This is a genomic window from Flavobacterium aquicola, assembly GCF_003385115.1.
Classification (GTDB): domain Bacteria; phylum Bacteroidota; class Bacteroidia; order Flavobacteriales; family Flavobacteriaceae; genus Flavobacterium; species Flavobacterium aquicola.
Window position 1 is genome coordinate 252,713 of record NZ_QUNI01000007.1, and the last position, 18,404, is coordinate 271,116.

The following is an 18,404-nucleotide window of genomic DNA, read 5'->3' on the forward strand; positions in this document are numbered from 1 at the left end:
TGTTTTCTATTTGGTAATTCCTTCGAGATTTAGCATAAAGGCATAATTTAACGCAATGTCTTTTAAAAAATCAAAGCGTCCGCTAGCTCCGCCATGACCAAAATCCATATTAGTATGAAGAAGCAACAAATTATTGTCGGTTTTCAGATCTCTTAATTTGGCTACCCATTTCGAAGGCTCAAAGTACTGTACTTGACTGTCATGCAGTCCAGTGGATACAAGAATGTTGGGATAGTTTTTCTTTTCTATATTTTCATAAGGACTATAACTTTTCATGTATAAATAGGCATCTTTATTTTTTGGATTCCCCCATTCATCAAATTCATTAGTCGTAAGCGGAATACTTTCGTCAAGCATCGTGTTAATTACGTCAACAAAAGGGACCTCGGCGATGATGCCGTGAAATAGATCAGGAGCCAAATTGGCCACCACTCCCATCAAAAGGCCACCCGCACTTCCTCCATGAGCGTACAAATGTTCTTTGCTGGTAAATTTTTCCTGAATTAGAAATTGCGCACAATCTACAAAATCTGCGAAAGTGTTTTTCTTTTTCATAAGTTTACCATCTTCATACCATTGACGGCCCATTTCCTGTCCGCCTCTTATGTGTGCAATGGCAAATGTAAAGCCTCTATTTAATAAACTCAGGCGGGAACTCGAAAATCTGGCATCCATGCTTACGCCATAACTTCCATAACCATAAAGCAGTAAAGGAGCTTTACCGTTTTTTTGAAATCCTTTTTTGTAAACTATTGAAATTGGTATTTTTGTGCCGTCTTTTGCGGTTGCAAATAAACGTTCGGTTATGTAGTCCGCTGAAGAATATCCTCCTATAATAGTTTGCTGTTTCATTAATTTTTTGTCTTTTGAATTCATATTGTAATCAAAAGTCGAATTGGGTGTAGTTAATGAAGTATATTCGTATCGGAAGGAATTACTGTTGTATTCAGGATTGGAGCCAAAATCAGCCCTGTATGCCGGTTCTTCAAAATTGATATAATGCTCAGAATTGTCTTTTGTGTTTCTTACCCGCATGACTGTTAAGCCATTTTTACGTTCATTAATGACAATAAAATCTTTAAATTCTTCCACTCCCTGCAATAAAACATCAGAGCGGTTAGGTATAATTTCTTTCCAATTTTCAGCTGCAGTTTTGTCTAAGGGGCATTCCATCAGTTTGAAATTTTTTGCACCGTCTTTATTGGTACGTATTAAAAATTTGTTGTCTAAAATGGATAAATCATAAATAACATTTTTTATGCGAGGCTGAAAAACAGTGAATGTATCGGTTGGATTCGCTGCTTTTATCAATCGAATTTCAGAAGATAAGGTAGCCATCGAATAGATTATAATGTATTTGCTATTCTTGCTTTTGGTAACAAATATGTAATTGCTAGGATCTTTTTCTTTATAAACGTCTACATCATTTTTACTTTCGGCGCCAAGAGTATGGCGAAAAATTTTCTCGGACAAAAGAGTTACTGGATTGTTTGAAGTATAAAAAAAAGTTTTATTATCGCTTGCCCATGCTGCATCACCATTTGTATTTGTAACGGAATCTTTGAGTATTTCGCCTGTTTCTAAATTTTTTATATGAATAGTGTATTGTCTTCGGCTTAATTGGTCAACTCCAAAAGCTAATAATTTATTGTCTTCACTTATTTCGAAACCTGCTGCATCATAGTAGGAATGACCTTTTGCCATTTCATCAACATCCAACAGGACTTCTTCGGCCGCATCAAGGTTTCCTTTTTTTCTGCAGTACTTGTAATATTCTTTTCCATTTTCTGTTCGGGTATAATAAAAATAGCCGTTTTTGAACGTAGGAACAGTCTCATCTTTTTCTTTTATTCGAAGTTTCATTTCTGTAAATAAATCAGCCTGCAGTTTTTCAGTGCTGCTCATCACCGTTTTCAGATAATTATTTTCTGCTTTTAGATAATCAACAGCTTTTGTGCTGTCTGGGCCTTTTCCAAAATAATCATACATCCAATAATAGGGGTCGTTAACGCTCTCTCCATGTATTGTCCGAATGTGTTCTTTCTTGTCAGCTATTGGAGCTGATGCCTTTTGAAATTGTGCAATGACCGGATATGAAAATAAAAACAAAATAAGAAATGACTTTTTCATTTTATGGATTTTGATTAATGTAATTTGTAAGAAATAAATTTAATTATAATTTCTTTTTGATTGATTATTTTTCGATAAAGTAATCAGTTAATCTGATAAAATACTGTATGATGAATTCTGAAAATAAGTAATCTCAAGTTAATATATGTTTAAAAGTATTTTAGAGATTCATATTAGAGAATGATTTTATAGCCGAAGTTGCATGAACAGCCCTTCAGGAAGCAGAAAGGAGTCTACTCATTATTGAAATGAATTAACTCCTTTTTTATTTGATTGTATCTCCAAAAGGGAATTATATTTTATAAATCAATGATCATAACTTACCATTCTTGAAATTTTCCATTGGATACCCACTTTTTTCCAAATGGCAAGAAATTTAAAAGTTCCTATTTCTTCTTTTCCGTTTTCCATGTGGCGAAATTGGTGCGTAGCAGTTTCAATAGCTCCAAAATCTTTTATGGGATGAACTTCGAGACTGCCTTTAACCAAATTACGGGTGAGTTTGTTTTCGTTTTTAAACATTTTTTCAAAATTTGTAAAAACAGTTTCATAGGAAATCAAGCCTCCATTGTCTTGGTACCATTCTAAATCTTCGGTAAACAAAGGTTTGAATTTTGCCATGTCTTTGGCGTTGAATGCATCAAAAAGCTGTGTGTCCATCGAAGCAATTTCGTTGTACAGTTCCTGTGAAGTAGGTGCTACTTTTTTTTCTTGAGCCAAAGCTAGATTTAGGCTTGAAATTAACAGAAAAGACGAGAAAAAGATTTGGTATTTGTGTTTGCTTTTGTCCATGTTTTTTTCGTTAGATTAATATGACTCATAAAGATAGGAAAAGATTTTTTGTTTTATGAAAAGCTGTTTTTCAGTCTTTTGTAAAGAATAATGATTTTACGCGGTTAACATCAATCTTTTGGGAGTCTTGAAATTCTAAGAAATAATCCAATTGCCATTTTTGTGTTTTTTGTGCCTGTTTACTGGTTGTGATATCCCAAGGCGGATAAACACGGATAGCGCGTTTTCCTTCTTTTTTATCTGAAACAATTTCCTTGGTTACAAGAATTTGTTTTGGAAAAATAAAAAGCCCGAAATCATTGTCTTTACGAACGCTGATAACGAACAGATCAATAGGATCAACACTGTCAAAAGGCCGAATTGGACCTTGATTTATTCTTTTCCAGAGCGTAACAAATTGCCCAGTTTTAGTAGGTGTGATTTTAGCAGTTCGGAATAGAATATTTAAATTATTTAGAACAAAACGGCAGGCTCCATATTCAGTGCTTTCTGATTCAACAGTAACTTCTCTGATTTCAAAATTATCAATTTCAGAAAATAGTTTTTTGCAGTGCAGGAACTCTTTTGGTAATTCTTCAATTTGAATGCTCATTTGATTGTAGTTTAGAAAAATTAGTTTTTTGATTTTTTTTATCAGCCACAAAAAATCCTCCAAATAGCTTTGAAGGATTCTATTTCATGTTTGTTGTAAAATTATAATTTTGGAAATTTCATGTCGTTGAAACTGCTTTTTTGTTCTGCTAATTTTTCGATTTCCTGCCATTTTCTTGGTGAGTCAATGGAAAGGTTTTCAAAAGAATCTTTTTTAATCAGAATATCATCTTCGATACGGACACCAATATTCCACCATTTTTTATCACATTTACTGTTTGCGGGGATATAAATTCCAGGTTCAACAGTAATAATCATATTCTCCTTTAAACCACTTTGCGGTCCTCTGTAATTACCTTTGTCATGAACATCTAGCCCAAGAAAATGAGAACATCCGTGCGGATAATATAGATTTACATCTTTTAAATCTTGAATAATTCCCAGTTTTAATAAACCATTTGCCAGAACTTCTTTTGCCTTGTTATTCAAATCCACAAGCGGTGTTCCCTCTTTACAAATTGTAAAAACAGCTTCCTGAGCATCATAAACCAATTGATAAATGGCTTTTTGTTCCTCAGTAAATTTTCCGTTTGCCGGAATTGTTCTAGTTACATCGGCTGAGTAACCGTGATATTCTGATCCCACATCCATTAATAGCAATTGATTCTCCATTTTGGTACTGTTATTTTCTCCGTAATGCAAAATACAGCTATTTGCACCAGCTCCCACAATTGGCGGATAGCCTTCATCTTCTGCGCCATAACTTCTGTGAATATAGGCATGAATTCCGTCAGCTTCATTCTCGCTCATGTCTGGCCCGACAGCTTTCATTACTTCGTTGTGGGCAATACAGGAAAGTTTAACAGTTTTGCGCATTAAAACCAATTCTTCAGGCGTTTTGATTTCTCTAAGTGAATTGGTAATGTTTCTAAAATTTTCTAAAGATTCTTCGCTGTTAGAAGTAATACCAGCTTTGTTTTTAAAAGTCTGGAGTAGTCCAAAAAGATCAAATCCGCTGTTGTTATTTCCAATATCCGTTGGGATTTTGTCATAAATTATTTTGCTGAATTTTTTAAAATCAATGGTAAAATCTTTAAAATCATTTCCGTTAAAAACGGTCGAAATTCCCAACTGAGTTTTAGCTCCATCAATTCCTAAACGTCTTCCTGTCCACATTTCTCGGGAAGCATTTTTTTCTCTGACAAAAAAGATTTCATTATAAGTTTCGCCTGTACCTTGTGTTTCTTTAAAAATTAATAAAACTGCATCTGGTTCTTTATACCCTGTTAGATAATACAAATCAGGATTTTGATGAAAATTGTAATTGACGTCTTTGGAAAAAACTCTTTCAGGATAGGAGAATATCACGGCTACAGAATTCGCAGGCATTAATGCTCTAAACGCTTCACGTCTTCCTTTGTGAAACTCTTTTGAAAGATAATCGGTTGGCAGATTTTGCTGCGAATGACTTTGAAAAACAGTGATTAAGAATAAAAAAAACGGCAGAAATTGCTTCATTTTTGATGATTTTGGTTGATGATTTAATTTTAGACGATGCAAATTACAAAAAAAGAAATACCATTTTAAATAAAAAAAACCGCTCAATTTTAAAGAGCGGTTTCTGATATAATGATTAACTGTTTATTTTTTTAATTTGTCTTTAAAGACTTTTTCAAATTTTTCAATTTTTGGCTGAATAACCATTTGGCAATAAGGCTGATTTTTGTTATTGGCATAATAGTTTTGATGATAATCTTCGGCTTTGTAAAATTTAGTAAAAGGCTCTATCGTAGTAACAATTGGATTTTGGTAAACTTTTGCTTTATTTAACTCAGAAATAATTGATTGTGCTTCTTTTTTTTGTTCATCATCATTATAAAAAATAACAGATCTGTACTGTGTTCCTTTATCGGCTCCCTGTCTGTTAAGGGTTGTAGGGTCATGAACAGTAAAAAACACTTTGAAAATCTCATCAAGACTGGTCACATTTTTGTCAAAAGTAATCTGAACAACTTCGGCATGACCTGTAGTTCCTGAACATACTTCTTCATAGCTTGGGTTTGTGATTTTTCCTCCAGAGAATCCGGAAACGACTGTTTTTACACCTTTCAGGTTTTCATAAACAGCTTCTACACACCAGTAACAGCCTCCGCCAAGAGTTATAGTTTCAAAATTTGATTGTGTCATTTTTTTAGTTTTAGTATTGTTTTGGGAAAATAATATTCCAGTAAATAATAAACAGAGTAAAATTAATGTTTTCGTTTTCATCATAATTGGTTTTAATTTTTATTTAGCATCTGGCACAAAATCAAGTGCAATGGAATTCATGCAGTATCTTTTGCCGGTTGGAGCTGGTCCGTCATCAAATAAATGGCCAAGATGTCCGCCGCATCTGCCACAAAGGGCTTCTATTCGTTCCATTCCAATAGAATTATCGTCTTTAAATACGATACTTTTTTTGTTTTCCTGTTCAAAAAAACTTGGCCATCCGCAGCTGCTCGAAAATTTTGCTCCTGATCGGAAAAGTGTATTACCGCAGGCTGCACAATAATAAGTTCCTTTTACATCAGTGTTCCAATATTTGCCTGTAAAAGGTCTTTCAGTATCTGCTTTTCGGGAAACTAAATAAACGTCTTCCGGCAGGATTTTTTTCCATTCGGCGTCGGTCAAATTTAGTTTTGTAGTATCTGTATGCGAATAATAAGGATTTTTAGCTTTGCTTGAATTGGTTGCAGCGGATGTCATTTCCGAATTTTTCACTTCTTTATTCTGTCCGCAAGCTTGAAAAATAAACAGGGGAAGAAACAGTAAAATGCAAAAAAAAGATTTTGTTTTCATAACGGCGTTTTTTTATATATCAAATGTAATAGAAGAAAAGCTATAGAAATGTCGGTTATCTTGCAATTTGATTCTATTTATATAATTTTTAACTATTTGGATATACGTTAAAAATGGTTTTTTGGTTTTAAAAGAGTAATTGCTGAATATAGAGCAGACAAAATGGGTATATGAAATAAGCAGAAAATTAACACTTGGATTTTTGTTTTGAAGAAGCTAATCACCATGAAAATGATAATTTAGATAAAATGCAAAAGAATCTTTAGGCCTTTACAAAGGTATCTTTTTTGTACTTTTGTTCCATCAATACAGAATATGGAAGAAGAAAAAGTAATATTAGTAAATGAATTGGATGAGCAAATTGGCTTAATGCCAAAACTGGAAGCGCATGAAAAAGCTATTCTGCACCGTGCTTTTTCAGTTTTTATTTTAAATAATAAAAATGAAATTATGCTGCAGCAAAGAGCGCATCAAAAGTATCATTCTCCTTTGTTGTGGACCAATACCTGCTGCAGTCATCAGCGCGAAGGTGAAACCAATATTCAGGCAGGTAATCGCAGATTATATGAAGAAATGGGTTTTGATGCCGAGTTGAAAGAGCTTTTTCATTTTATCTATAAAGCACCTTTTGATAATGGTTTGACAGAACATGAACTCGATCATGTAATGATTGGTTATTATGATGGAGAACCTATGATAAATACCGAAGAAGTAGAAGATTGGAAGTGGATGAAAATTGAGGATATACAAAGCGATATGCTTTTAAATCCAGAAGTTTATACGGTTTGGTTTAAAATCATTTTTGAAGAATTCTATCATTTTTTAGAAGAACATGCTTTAGAAAACAGGAACTAATCTATTTTGCAAAAATTAAATTCTTAAACCTACATGAGAGTAACCATATCCAGAAAAGCCCATTTTAATGCAGCTCATCGTCTGTATCGAAAAGATTGGACTTTTGAACAAAACGATGCTGTTTTTGGCAAATGCAATAATCCTAATTTTCACGGACACAATTACGAATTAATAGTTAGTGTTACCGGAGAAATTGATCAAGAAACGGGTTATGTAATGGATGTGAAATTTTTGACAGATATTATTAAAGAAGAAGTCGAGAATCAGATGGATCATAAAAATTTGAATCTGGACGTGCCCGAATTTCAGGACTTGAATCCTACAGCTGAAAATATAGTTGTAGTGATTTGGAATAAAATACGTAAAAAAGTAAAGCCGGAACTTGATTTGGAAGTGATTCTTTATGAAACGCCCCGCAATTTTGTAACTTATAAAGGAGAATAATGGGACTGAAAGCAGGGGATAAAATTCCAAATTTTACAGCAAAAGACACGAATGGGAATGACTTTGCCAGTCTTGATTTAATTGGTAAAAAGCCTTTGGTTATTTATTTTTATCCAAAAGACAATACGCCGGGCTGTACAACCCAAGCCTGCAGTTTTAGAGATCAATACGAGGATTTTAAAGATCTGGGTGCTGAAGTAATAGGAGTCAGCGGTGACAGTGTTGAGTCCCATCAAAAGTTTAGCAGTCAATTTAAACTGCCTTTTATTCTTTTATCAGATGAAGACAAGAAAATTAGAACACTTTTTGGAGTGCCTACTAATTTGTTTGGTTTAATACCGGGCAGAGTTACTTATGTAGCTGATAAATCAGGCACAATAATTATGGTTTTTGACAGTATGAAAGCAAAAAATCATATTTCGAAAGCACTTAATGCAATTAAAGAAATACAATCATAAAAGGACAAAATAATATTATCTTTTGACAGTAAAAGTATAGAAATTTGTAAATAAAAATTATGAGCTCAAAATTATATCCATTACAGTTTGATGCAATTCTAAAGGAAAGAATCTGGGGAGGAGAAAAATTAAAAACCATTCTGAATAAACCAATTACTTCCAGTATTATAGGTGAAAGCTGGGAGCTTTCTACCGTGGAAGGAGATGTTAGTGTTGTTGCAAATGGAGATTATAAAGGAAAATCATTGACCGAATTAATCAATGAATATCCAAATGAAATTCTGGGAACGGCAGTTCATGAAAGATTTGGGAAACAATTTCCATTGCTTTTCAAGTATTTGGATGCCCGCGAAGATCTATCGATTCAGGTACATCCAAATGATGAACTTGCTAAAAAACGCCATAATTCTTTCGGGAAAACTGAGATGTGGTATGTTACACAGGCCGATAAAGATGCAAGAATTATTGTTGGTTTTAAAGAAGATTCCAGTCGTGAAGAATATGTGGAGCATCTTAATGATAAAACTTTAATTGATATATTAGATACTGTAAAAGCAAAACCGGGCGACGTTTTTTTCTTAGAAACAGGAACGGTTCACGCGATTGGTGCAGGATTAGTTATTGCCGAAATACAGCAGACTTCTGATATTACATACCGTTTGTATGATTTTGACCGAAAAGATGCTCAAGGAAACACTAGGGAACTTCATGTTGATTTAGCATTAGATGCGATTAATTATAAAAAGGTTGATACTTATAAAGAGTATACAAAAGAAGTTAATCAGTCAAATACAGTAGTTGACTGTCCTTATTTTACCACTAATTTTATTCCGTTGGAAAACATAAAAGAAGCTGCGAATTCAGGATCATCTTTTGTAGTTTATATGTGTATTGATGGTTCTTTTGACTTAGAGTATGATGGCGTAAGTTATCACTATATAAAAGGCGATACAGTACTTATTCCTGCAGCAATCAAGTCTTATAATTTAAAGGGAAAAGCTTCTATTTTAGAAATTTACATTTCATAGATGTAGAATTTATTTTTTATAGGTCATCTATGGTATCGCTTTTTATTCATAAGTGCTTGTTTTACAACAAACTGTTTTTATGGCGATTTCATAGTGAGTAATAAAAAGATTATGTGTACTTTTGCAATCGCAAATTAAATAAAAAATAAAATGGCAAACGTTAAGAATTTAAAGAAAGACATCAACTACGTTTTAGGTGATATTATTGAGGCAGTTTACTTGTTCGAAATTTCTACAACAGGAAAACCAACAGATGAAACGAATGCATTGATTGACGAAGCTATTGTTGCTTTTGACAGTTTAATCACTAAAGTGAATGCTAAAAATGTTGAAAACAAAAAAGCACACTTCAAACAAATAAATGTGGAATTGGAACAAACTGCTAATCAATTGATTACTAAAATCAACGAATTGTAGTAAAAAAAAGGGCAAAAAAGTTTGATTTTTTTTTGGAAAAACGAAATTCAAGCTTATCTTTGCACCCGTAATGAGTCGCCAGCGTAGCTCAGTTGGCTAGAGCAGCTGATTTGTAATCAGCAGGTCGTGGGTTCGAGTCCCTCCGCCGGCTCAAAAAAAACCATCTATTCATTTAGATGGTTTTTTATTTAAGCTGACGCATTACACAAAACATATTGAGTCTGCCAGCGTAGCTCAGTTGGCTAGAGCAGCTGATTTGTAATCAGCAGGTCGTGGGTTCGAGTCCCTCCGCCGGCTCTTTATGAAAACCATCTAACTTTTGTTAGGTGGTTTTTTTGTTTTATGTTTGTTTGTAATTCTTCAAAATTTAAAAGTATGGTCACGGATAAATAAATTGTGCATATATGAAATGGATTACCAGAGAACGTCCTAAAATTGACAGAATAGCTTCCCCTTGGTTAATAAAAAAATTTATTGACAAAGAAGCTGAATTTTTGTACGTTCCATTCGATGAGGTTTTAGTTAAAGCAAAGGAACTGAATGCTATTCCATTTGATATTCCTAATGTAGAATTTACACATTATGAAGAGCAAAGTACCTTTGACTACATTGTGAAAAAATATGAAATTAAAGATCCTGCAATTCTAATTATAGCAGATATTGTTCGTGGCGCAGATACGGACCGCCATGATATCGCAAAAGAATCGGCAGGACTTTGGGCTATTTCAGCGGGACTTTCTTATAATATTACGGACGACTATAAATTATTAGAAAGTGGTATGGTTATTTATGATGCTCTATATAGTTGGGCTGCACATTTATACAAACAAAACCATTTGCAGAACAGCCCCTTTGAGAATTTACTGCACGAAGTGTATCATAAATTTTTGAAGAAAGAAAAATCAAATAAGAGAAAAACGCCAGTCTGGGTCAAAGATTTAAAAGAAATAATTCAGGATCAAATAGACACGCAATTTTCTTTTGATCTAAAGAAAATCTCAAATGACTTGGAACTTAATCCCTCTTATTTGTCCAGGGAGTTTTCCAAATATTTTGAAGACCTTAACTTTGGGGATTATGTTCGAAAGCTGCGAATTGAAAAAGCAATAGGCCTTATTCAAAATTCAACTTATACACTTACCGAAATCGCTTATATGACGGGCTTTTCAGATCAAAGCCATTTTACGCGGATCTTTAAACAGAATACTGGAAAAAATCCTTCTTCGTATCGGAAAAATTCACAAAAAGGTAATCTAGATACAAAAAGTAAATAACATACTATTTCTACCTTTTTACTATAATTAGTTTTGCTGTCATAAATAAATAATGTTATGATACAAATTAGACATGCTGTTCTTTTAGTTTTAATGATGATGAATACCTCTGTTTTTTCTCAAACTACTTATCCGAAAATAACGGGATATTTTGGAATACTGCATCCTTTCGTGACTTTCAGCGGGAATGAAACTAGTGTTAATTTTAGGGATTATTACGCTGTAGGTTTTCCGACGGGAATCAATATTTGGAAAAGCTCTAAAATTGGATTTTCTTTTGAAGTGGTTCCTCATATAAAAACTGATGATGGCATTAGCAAAATGAATAATTTTTTATTTCATCCTGGTGTTTTGGTAGCACTTGGAAACGGTTATACTTTTGCAGGCAGAGCCGCTTTTGAAACTAGCGGCAGGTATGGTTTTACTCCCGTGCTAAATAAAACAGTAATAAAAAATGACAACTGCAGTTACTTTGTAGCTATTCCACTCCCTGTTCGTTTTGGAAATGAACACCCCGCCAGTTTTACTGCAACATTTCAATTTGGTATTGCTTTTTAAAATTTCTTGGCAGATTCATTTTTCTTGTTATTGGATAAACTTGATTTCTATTGGCTCGCGAGAGGGATGGGAGGAAGCTACCGAAGTAGCCTGGACAGCCCGACCGCATTATGGCAAGGAGCGTATAAACAGTACGTGAAATAGCTCCTTGCCATAATGCGGTCTCGCCCAAATAAGTTTTTAAGAACTGAAGTAGTAATTGTCTTTTGGACATAAAAAAACCGTCTAGATACAGACGGTTTTGATTATGAAAATAGATTGAACTATTTTGCTTCACTTTTTTTAATGTCATTCACATATTTAGTCAATTTTTTGCCATAAAGAGACTTGGCTACTTTTGGAGTCATTGATTTTTGAATGGTATCCAGATACTTAATATTAATATCATAGATTTCAGCCAAAGCGATATATGGGGATACTTCGTGATCTTTATTGTTTACTGCAAAATTGGTTGCATAAAGGTATTTGCGCTTGATGTTATTATCTTGTGCAATAGCAATACTGTCAAGTACTGCAGTGTTATTGCTTTTTAAAGCTTTAAATTTTCGTTCAATCAATGTTAGATTGGCATCATTAAAACGAGAATTTATTTTTTTGTATTCCTCATACAATTCTTGATTTTTTGAACCTGTGATTTTTGCGCTGGCGATGAATGAATCTAAGTTGGTTTCAATATTAATTGTACCTGGCTCTGCAAAAAACATGATATTGTTATCAAGAGAGTTGGTTACGCCTCTGTCAAGATATAAGTATAGCATTTCGGGTGATTTTAAATCAAGATTGCTTTCAAATGTTGATTGTCCATCAATTTTGATAGTGTCGATTGCTATAAGAGAAGTATCATTATATTTTTGAATGTATAAAGTACCATCTTTTAGTCCTTTGATGTTTCCTGTGATATGCAGATTTGTTTTGGATTCATTTTTGTTACATGAGGCCAAAAGCAGTAGAGAAACAAAAGCAATAATAGAATTTTTCATGTGTAAATAAATTTGTTTTTTGGGAATATAAAAGTGCAGCTCTTCATAATGAATTATGGCAGTTTTATATCTGTTTATTTTTGGCGCAAAATAAAGAAAATTGTTGGAATGAATGGTTTTAACGAGAGTGAATTTCAAAAAAAAATCCCAATCTAGTTTTTAGATTGGGATTTTATATTGTGCTAAAGGGATTAGCTTTTCAGCCAAGCTTGCCTTAATGCAGCTTTTGATGCATCTGTAGCTTCAAGTCCTTCTGAGTCTATGTACGGGAATTTTACGTTTCCTTTCAAAACTTGTTCTTTTCCATCGCGTTTGATTTTGATAGAAATTGGATCGTTTTCTTTCCATTTCTGACTTTCTGAAATCAAATCATAAATATTGTCAAGATTGTACGGTTTTTCATTAACAGTAAGGATTATATCTCCAGCTTTTAAGCCTAATGAGGTATAGAAAATATGTAATTCTTTATTAGGAACGATAAAAATTTCTTTATTTTCCTGACTAACAACACCGATGAAAGGAACTTGGCCCTGTAGAAATATTCCATCAGGTACTTTTGTAGTTGTTTTAGTAATTCCCACTTTTGCCAGATAATCATAGTAAGGAATTGGAGTAGGGCCAGCAACATATTTGTTTAAAAATTCTCCCACTTCAGGATAAGTTAATGATGTTATTTTAGCAAATAAATCGGCATCATTAAATGGTTTCGAAACTCCATATTCGTTAGATAATTGATGCATTAAATCTAGGATTCCTCTTTTTCCATTACTGCTTTCTCTAATTTGTATATCCAGACACATACCAATCAAAGCTCCTTTTTGGTAAACATTTAGATACTGCGCTTTATATGGCTCTGTCAAAACATTTGCGCTCATTGTTGTGAAAGGCATAGTGTCATTCATTGCATTGGCACCTTCTATTTTTTCGGCAATTCGGGAATAGAATTCGTTTTCATCAATTAAGCCTTGATTGATTTGGAATAAATTAGCAAAATATTCTGTTACTCCTTCATACATCCATAAATGTTCAGACATTTTTGGAGCGTTATAGTCAAAATATTGAATTTCTTTTGAGTGAATAGTCAGCGGGGTTACAATATGAAAGAATTCATGTGAAACTACATCTTTCATTTGTTTTACCAATTCATCTTTAGGTATCACTTCTGGCATAACAACAGTAGTTGCGGTTGGATGTTCTAGTGCTCCAAAACCTTTGGCATCGGTTGGTGACATTGTAGAAAGATATAATATAACAGTGTATTTTTTAGTAGAATTAACTTTGCCTAAAAATGTTTTTTGAGCAGTCATCATCGTTTTCATTTCAGGAGTAATGCTTTCTGCAGTAAATTTTCCTGACGGTGAATAAACCGCGATCTGAATATCCATTCCGTCAACCGTGAAAGTTGTGTAGTCTGGCTTAGAATACATAATTGGATTCTCTAATAATTCGGCATAAAGTGGCATTTCAAATACATCTACAGTTGATGATCCATCTTTATCAATCATTGATGTTGCTCCCCATAATGTCGCAGGGTGCGTAATGGTAACTTTATAAGGCATTTCTTTTTTGTCTTGAAAATAGCCTACGAATCCGTGAAGATTTAACATGAAATTTTTATCAGCATCAATGTTTGTGCCTGCTGGCGAAAACACATCATCTTGACCAAAACCTCTTCCTTTTTCAGTATCGAAAGTATCGTTTACAAGGTAAGTTATTTTTACTAATGACTTTGCATTTTTGATTAACCAGGTGTTGTCATCGTTTTTTGAAACAGTCAATAAAGCACCTTTCTTGTCATACGCTTTAAAATCGGCAGTATATTTTCCATAATCATCTACAGAATAGGTACCTGGAACTGTTTTTGGAAGACTGTAAGTGATCTCATCAGTTTTAATTTTTGGAGCTTTTACAGTTACTAAGACTTGATCGTCTTTTACATCGGTAAGATTGATGCTGACTTCAATTCCTTCTTTTTTTGAATCTGCTGGTTTTGTAGTGTTAGCTTTAGTCGTCCAAATTAAGGAAGAAAAAGCAAGAGCAAAGATTATTTTTTTCATTATTAAGTATGTTTGTTTGTCGATTAGTGTTTCAAAATTTAAAAAAGTTACAAAAATGTGCTAATAAATGGATTTAAGTTATAAAATAAAAAACTCCTGATTTACAGGAGTTCAAATTTTGGTTAATCTAATTTGTTTTTTATATAATATTTTCCGTCTAAGTCTTCATCAAAATCATCTATTTTTAGAGGTTTTGGTTTGGGTTTACTTGCAATTGCTTTCTTTTTCCACATCTCATATTTTTCAGTTGGCATCTTCTTTTTCATAATTTCAAGAACCTCCTTTTCAGCTAATCCAAATTCTTTATGAATAATTTCAAATGGATTTTTCTCTTCTTGGGCCAATGCAATCAGTCTTTCTGTTTGTTCCCAGTTTAATTCTTTACGGTTACTCTTTTTCATCACGTGAAAATTAATTCAATTTGGTTTAATGATTAATAAATTTGATTTTAAATCTAATACCAATATTAATAAAAATTATAATTACTTTTTATTTTAAATAAAAAAAAAATCAATTTTTTTGTGCTTTTAAATTAGTGATATTTTAAAGTAATTATATTGAATATTCTTTTATTTAATCACTCTAAAAGTAAGATTTATTCGGGGACCGATAGATTTTGCAGTTTTAGGTATTTGGTGTTTCCAAAAATGTTGTGTCGTACCTTTCATTAGCAGTAAACTGCCATTTTCCAGAATAATATTCTTTTTTTGCGTGACATCATTATTGTGTTTTAATTGAAAGTTTCGTGAAGCGCCCAAACTTAATGATGCAATTATTGGATTAATGCCTAATTCTTTTTCATTATCAGCATGCCAGCCGTTGCCATCATTGCCATCTCTGTAATAATTTAATAATACGGTGGTGAAATTAGTTTTCGATGCGCTTTCAATAAGAGATTTTATTTTTTGTAAAGACATTGTCCATTGATGAGGCTGCATTACTATATTCGAATAAGAGTAGGGTTTTCCTTCATTTCCATATAAAGCGGTCAGTCGAGGCTGCAGATGTTTTTTTCCGTAAACTGTAATTTCGTCCTGCTGCCACAAAACATTTTTCTGCAATTCATAAAAAAGCAAATCAGCTTCTTCTTGAGAAATAAAAGATGGAAAATAGATGATTTCCGCATCTGGCAGATTGAAAAATACTGGCTCGGATTGAAATAATGAATTCATTATACAAAAGTAAAGAGAAAAACGAAATCTAGTATTTCGTTTTTCTCTTTTGGATTTTTTTATAAAATTATAAACGCAATTACGATTATGCTTCAGAATGATCTTGCAGTAAAGTTTTATAAATAAAACCTGCCGCAATTGCACCCAAAATTGGTGCGGCCCAAAACAGCCAAAGCTGTGACAATGGCTCGCCGCCCACAAATACCGCTTGGGATAATGATCGTGCTGGGTTTACAGAAGTGTTGGTGATAGGAATGCTGATTAAATGAATTAAGGTCAGGCCAAGTCCAATAGCAACACCAGCAAATTTTCCATTTGCAAATTTATCTGTAGCGCCAAGGATAATTAAAAGAAAAAATAAGGTTAATACAAATTCAGCAATAAATGCGGCCTGCATAGAATACCCATCAGGCGAAAATGCGCCATATCCATTAGAGGCAAAAGCTCCGGCCTTTGTACTGTCAATCATAAAACCTGCTTTTCCTGAAGCAATTGTAAAGAGTGTTCCAGCAGCAGTTACAGCTCCTATACATTGGGCTATAATATAAGGAAGTAAATCTTTGGCCGAAAATCGCCCTCCTGCCCATAATCCAAAAGATACTGCAGGATTGAAGTGCCCGCCTGAAATATGCCCAACTGCATAAGCCATGGTTAAAACAGTAAGGCCAAAAGCCAATGAAACCCCCACAAATCCAATTCCTAAATCTGGTATGCCTGCAGCAAAAAGGGCACTGCCACAACCTCCAAAAACGAGCCAATACGTTCCGAAAAATTCTGCGAAAAGTTTTTTCATCATAAAAATAATTAAGTTAATAGACTATTAGTTAAAATTAATCAAATGGTTTCTCCATACAGTGCCGTTTAATTTAGTAAGAATTGTATGGATTACGAATTTATAAAAAAAGTAACAAATAATGCTATAGTCGTATTCTTTTATGTTGATTATCAGTGGTATTAATGTTTTTTGAAAGTAACATTCATTATTACGATGGCCAATATAATAAGGAGTATCCCAATCCATTGAATTAAAACTATTTCTTCATGAAGCAGAAAATAAGCCATTAAAACAGAAACTGGTAGTTCTAATGCCGAAACTATACTCCCGAGACCAATACCTGTTAGTGGAAAACCAGCATTCATTAACATTGGCGGAATAATAGTTCCAAACAGAGATAGTATAATTCCCCATTTTAGCAATATTTCAAAATGAAATTGCGTGTTTAGTGTTGCAATAGCAAATAGGATTACAATTACAGAACCTCCCAAAAGCATGTACAAACTGCGTTGCGCCGACGAAATGCCTAGCGCTACCCGATTAGCGGTAAACATTGTAGTTGTAAATGAACATGCTGCCAGCATTCCAAAAAGTAGCCCTAACCAATCCAGTTCAATTTCGCTTTGAAAGATGTTTGTTGCCAAAAGAGTTCCTATAAGTACCACAATCGCCGCTGCAATTTTTTGTACCGAAGGTAATTTCTTTTCCAAAATCATTTCCAGTATTAAACCAATCCATACCGTTTGCATCAATAATATGATAGCAATAGAAACTGGAATATATTTTATCGACAGATAATAAAACACGCTGGTCAAACCAGTAGAAGTTCCGGCAAGCATCAATTGAAATATGTTTTTTGGAGTAGCCTTGATAATTTCATTCTCTTTTTTAGCTTTTTGAAATCCATTAATAATAAGGATTCCAATAATGCCTAATATAAATTGGGAGATAGTAACTTCAGCGGTAGAATATCCTTCTGTATAAGCCATTTTTACAAATGTAGCCAGTATTCCATAGCTGGTCGCGCCAATACCTACTAGAAAAACTCCTTTAAGGGTGCTGTTTTTAAACATTGCGGTTATATAATGGTTTGTAAAATATGAAAAAACTATTTTGCATCAATAGTAGAAATCTGCTCTTTATCAATGCCTATATGTGTGAGATCGCTCAAATGCAATCGCAAGGCATCGACCGAAATATTGATTTCCCAAAAGCAGAGTGCCAAAGAGATTAGTAAGGCCAGCAGACTAAAGCCGAATAAATAAATTCCAGTCAGTTGATAATCTAAAAATAAAACTAGCATCGTAAATACTGATAAAAATAAACTCAATACACCAGCCATCTGCATAAAGCGAATAATAGTCAGCCTAAGGTTGAGGTTTTTAATTTCCAGCAGAATCACCCGATTCTCTTTTTCCTTATAAGCTTTCTTCAAACCACGAATAATAGTAGCAAGTGTCAAAAACCGATTAGTATAAGCCAACAATATTAAGGAAGTAGCCGAAAACAATAAAGCCGGGGTTTCAATATGAAGTGTCATTTATGAATTTATTTAGACTGTAAAGGTCGTACTTTTCAACAGTATTTAAAACGGCTGTAGTTTAAAAATTAATTAGAGTATATAAATTAGAAGCTAAATCCTGCTATCCGTTACAATCTCCCCGGCCGAACCCCGGCCAGGGAGGATTTCCACTGCACACGAGCGAAGCGAACTGGCGAAGTAATCAGGGCTAGAGCATTTGCGATTCGTAGCAAAGATTTGTCCTTTATATAATCAAATACAAGTCTAAACCATAGCTCCCCTCTCCTTTGGAGAGGGGTTGGGGTGAGGTTTTGATATAATAGAGTACTCTCTATCGAACTTCAGTATTATTCCATCAGTCTTAGAATTTAAATTCTCCATCCAAAGGCAGTATTCTATGATTAATTTATATAAAAGATATAATTAATTTATATAAAATGTATAATTTATTTATATAAAAAATACAATTAATTTATATAAAACGTATAAATAATTTATATAAAAAGTATAAAT

Annotated in this window: 20 protein-coding genes and 2 tRNA genes; 9 read left to right on the forward strand and 13 right to left on the reverse strand. The window is 33.4% G+C overall.

Features of this window, described 5'->3' with window-relative positions; all coding sequences use genetic code 11:
- Positions 1 to 6: 6 nt before the first annotated feature.
- The 6 genes from C8P67_RS13905 to msrB form a co-directional block, all read right to left on the reverse strand.
- Entirely contained in the window at positions 7 to 2,130 is a 2,124-nt protein-coding gene (locus C8P67_RS13905) for a S9 family peptidase (RefSeq protein WP_115813764.1), read from the reverse strand.
- A 306-nt stretch (positions 2,131 to 2,436) separates the two neighbouring features.
- Entirely contained in the window at positions 2,437 to 2,922 is a 486-nt protein-coding gene (locus C8P67_RS13910) for a nuclear transport factor 2 family protein (protein WP_115813765.1), read from the reverse strand.
- 70 nt (positions 2,923 to 2,992) lie between these two features.
- Positions 2,993 to 3,514, reverse strand: coding sequence for a MepB family protein (locus C8P67_RS13915; RefSeq protein ID WP_115813803.1), 522 nt, complete (start codon positions 3,512 to 3,514; stop codon positions 2,993 to 2,995).
- Positions 3,515 to 3,615: 101 nt separating this feature from the next.
- Positions 3,616 to 5,031 (reverse strand): aminopeptidase P N-terminal domain-containing protein, encoded by a 1,416-nt coding sequence (locus C8P67_RS13920; RefSeq protein WP_115813766.1) that lies wholly within the window; start codon positions 5,029 to 5,031, stop codon positions 3,616 to 3,618.
- A gap of 123 nt (positions 5,032 to 5,154) precedes the next feature.
- On the reverse strand, positions 5,155 to 5,700 hold the full coding sequence (msrA, locus tag C8P67_RS13925) for a peptide-methionine (S)-S-oxide reductase MsrA (protein WP_245980457.1): 546 nt from the start codon (positions 5,698 to 5,700) through the stop codon (positions 5,155 to 5,157).
- Positions 5,701 to 5,799: 99 nt separating this feature from the next.
- The gene (msrB, locus tag C8P67_RS13930) at positions 5,800 to 6,351 is read right to left on the reverse strand and encodes a peptide-methionine (R)-S-oxide reductase MsrB (RefSeq protein ID WP_115813768.1); all 552 of its coding nucleotides are present in this window, start codon (positions 6,349 to 6,351) and stop codon (positions 5,800 to 5,802) included.
- 315 nt (positions 6,352 to 6,666) lie between these two features.
- Here msrB and idi point away from each other — a divergent pair, with 315 nt between their 5' ends.
- The 9 genes from idi (at position 6,667) to C8P67_RS13975 (ending at position 11,385) form a co-directional block, all read left to right on the forward strand.
- Positions 6,667 to 7,206 carry an isopentenyl-diphosphate Delta-isomerase gene (gene idi / locus C8P67_RS13935; protein ID WP_115813769.1) on the forward strand — a complete coding sequence of 180 codons (540 nt, stop codon included), beginning with the start codon at positions 6,667 to 6,669 and terminating at the stop codon, positions 7,204 to 7,206.
- A gap of 33 nt (positions 7,207 to 7,239) precedes the next feature.
- Positions 7,240 to 7,650, forward strand: a complete 411-nt coding sequence (locus C8P67_RS13940; protein WP_115813770.1) for a 6-pyruvoyl trahydropterin synthase family protein — start codon at positions 7,240 to 7,242, stop codon at positions 7,648 to 7,650.
- Entirely contained in the window at positions 7,650 to 8,108 is a 459-nt protein-coding gene (locus tag C8P67_RS13945) for a peroxiredoxin (protein ID WP_115813771.1), read from the forward strand. Before C8P67_RS13940 ends, C8P67_RS13945 begins: the two co-directional genes overlap by 1 nt.
- Positions 8,109 to 8,167: 59 nt before the next feature.
- On the forward strand, positions 8,168 to 9,136 hold the full coding sequence (locus tag C8P67_RS13950) for a type I phosphomannose isomerase catalytic subunit (protein ID WP_115813772.1): 969 nt from the start codon (positions 8,168 to 8,170) through the stop codon (positions 9,134 to 9,136).
- A gap of 150 nt (positions 9,137 to 9,286) precedes the next feature.
- The gene (locus C8P67_RS13955) at positions 9,287 to 9,553 is read left to right on the forward strand and encodes a hypothetical protein (protein WP_115813773.1); all 267 of its coding nucleotides are present in this window, start codon (positions 9,287 to 9,289) and stop codon (positions 9,551 to 9,553) included.
- A 77-nt stretch (positions 9,554 to 9,630) separates the two neighbouring features.
- Positions 9,631 to 9,704 (forward strand) — tRNA-Thr (locus C8P67_RS13960).
- Between the two features lie 72 nt (positions 9,705 to 9,776).
- Positions 9,777 to 9,850: transfer RNA gene (locus tag C8P67_RS13965), tRNA-Thr, on the forward strand.
- A 107-nt stretch (positions 9,851 to 9,957) separates the two neighbouring features.
- Positions 9,958 to 10,827: a chromate resistance protein ChrB domain-containing protein gene (locus tag C8P67_RS13970; protein ID WP_115813774.1), complete on the forward strand. Its 870-nt coding sequence runs from the start codon at positions 9,958 to 9,960 to the stop codon at positions 10,825 to 10,827.
- 57 nt (positions 10,828 to 10,884) lie between these two features.
- Positions 10,885 to 11,385 carry a hypothetical protein gene (locus C8P67_RS13975; protein ID WP_115813775.1) on the forward strand — a complete coding sequence of 167 codons (501 nt, stop codon included), beginning with the start codon at positions 10,885 to 10,887 and terminating at the stop codon, positions 11,383 to 11,385.
- Between the two features lie 263 nt (positions 11,386 to 11,648).
- Here the strand turns inward: C8P67_RS13975 and C8P67_RS13985 are convergent, their stop codons facing one another.
- The 7 genes from C8P67_RS13985 to C8P67_RS14015 all read right to left on the reverse strand — a co-directional run bounded on the left by C8P67_RS13985 (position 11,649) and on the right by C8P67_RS14015 (position 17,909).
- On the reverse strand, positions 11,649 to 12,365 hold the full coding sequence (locus C8P67_RS13985) for a DUF4369 domain-containing protein (RefSeq protein ID WP_115813777.1): 717 nt from the start codon (positions 12,363 to 12,365) through the stop codon (positions 11,649 to 11,651).
- A gap of 191 nt (positions 12,366 to 12,556) precedes the next feature.
- A complete protein-coding gene (locus C8P67_RS13990) occupies positions 12,557 to 14,422 on the reverse strand; it encodes a M61 family metallopeptidase (RefSeq protein ID WP_115813778.1) in 1,866 nt (621 codons plus the stop codon).
- 122 nt (positions 14,423 to 14,544) lie between these two features.
- Positions 14,545 to 14,823, reverse strand: a complete 279-nt coding sequence (locus C8P67_RS13995) for a DUF2805 domain-containing protein (RefSeq protein WP_115813779.1) — start codon at positions 14,821 to 14,823, stop codon at positions 14,545 to 14,547.
- A gap of 168 nt (positions 14,824 to 14,991) precedes the next feature.
- A complete protein-coding gene (locus C8P67_RS14000; protein WP_115813780.1) occupies positions 14,992 to 15,594 on the reverse strand; it encodes an alpha-ketoglutarate-dependent dioxygenase AlkB family protein in 603 nt (200 codons plus the stop codon).
- 85 nt (positions 15,595 to 15,679) lie between these two features.
- Positions 15,680 to 16,387 (reverse strand): aquaporin Z, encoded by a 708-nt coding sequence (aqpZ, locus tag C8P67_RS14005; RefSeq protein ID WP_115813781.1) that lies wholly within the window; start codon positions 16,385 to 16,387, stop codon positions 15,680 to 15,682.
- Positions 16,388 to 16,548: 161 nt separating this feature from the next.
- Positions 16,549 to 17,442 (reverse strand): DMT family transporter, encoded by an 894-nt coding sequence (locus C8P67_RS14010; protein WP_115813782.1) that lies wholly within the window; start codon positions 17,440 to 17,442, stop codon positions 16,549 to 16,551.
- 35 nt (positions 17,443 to 17,477) lie between these two features.
- A complete protein-coding gene (locus tag C8P67_RS14015) occupies positions 17,478 to 17,909 on the reverse strand; it encodes a DUF2721 domain-containing protein (protein ID WP_115813783.1) in 432 nt (143 codons plus the stop codon).
- Between the last annotated feature and the right edge of the window lie 495 nt (positions 17,910 to 18,404).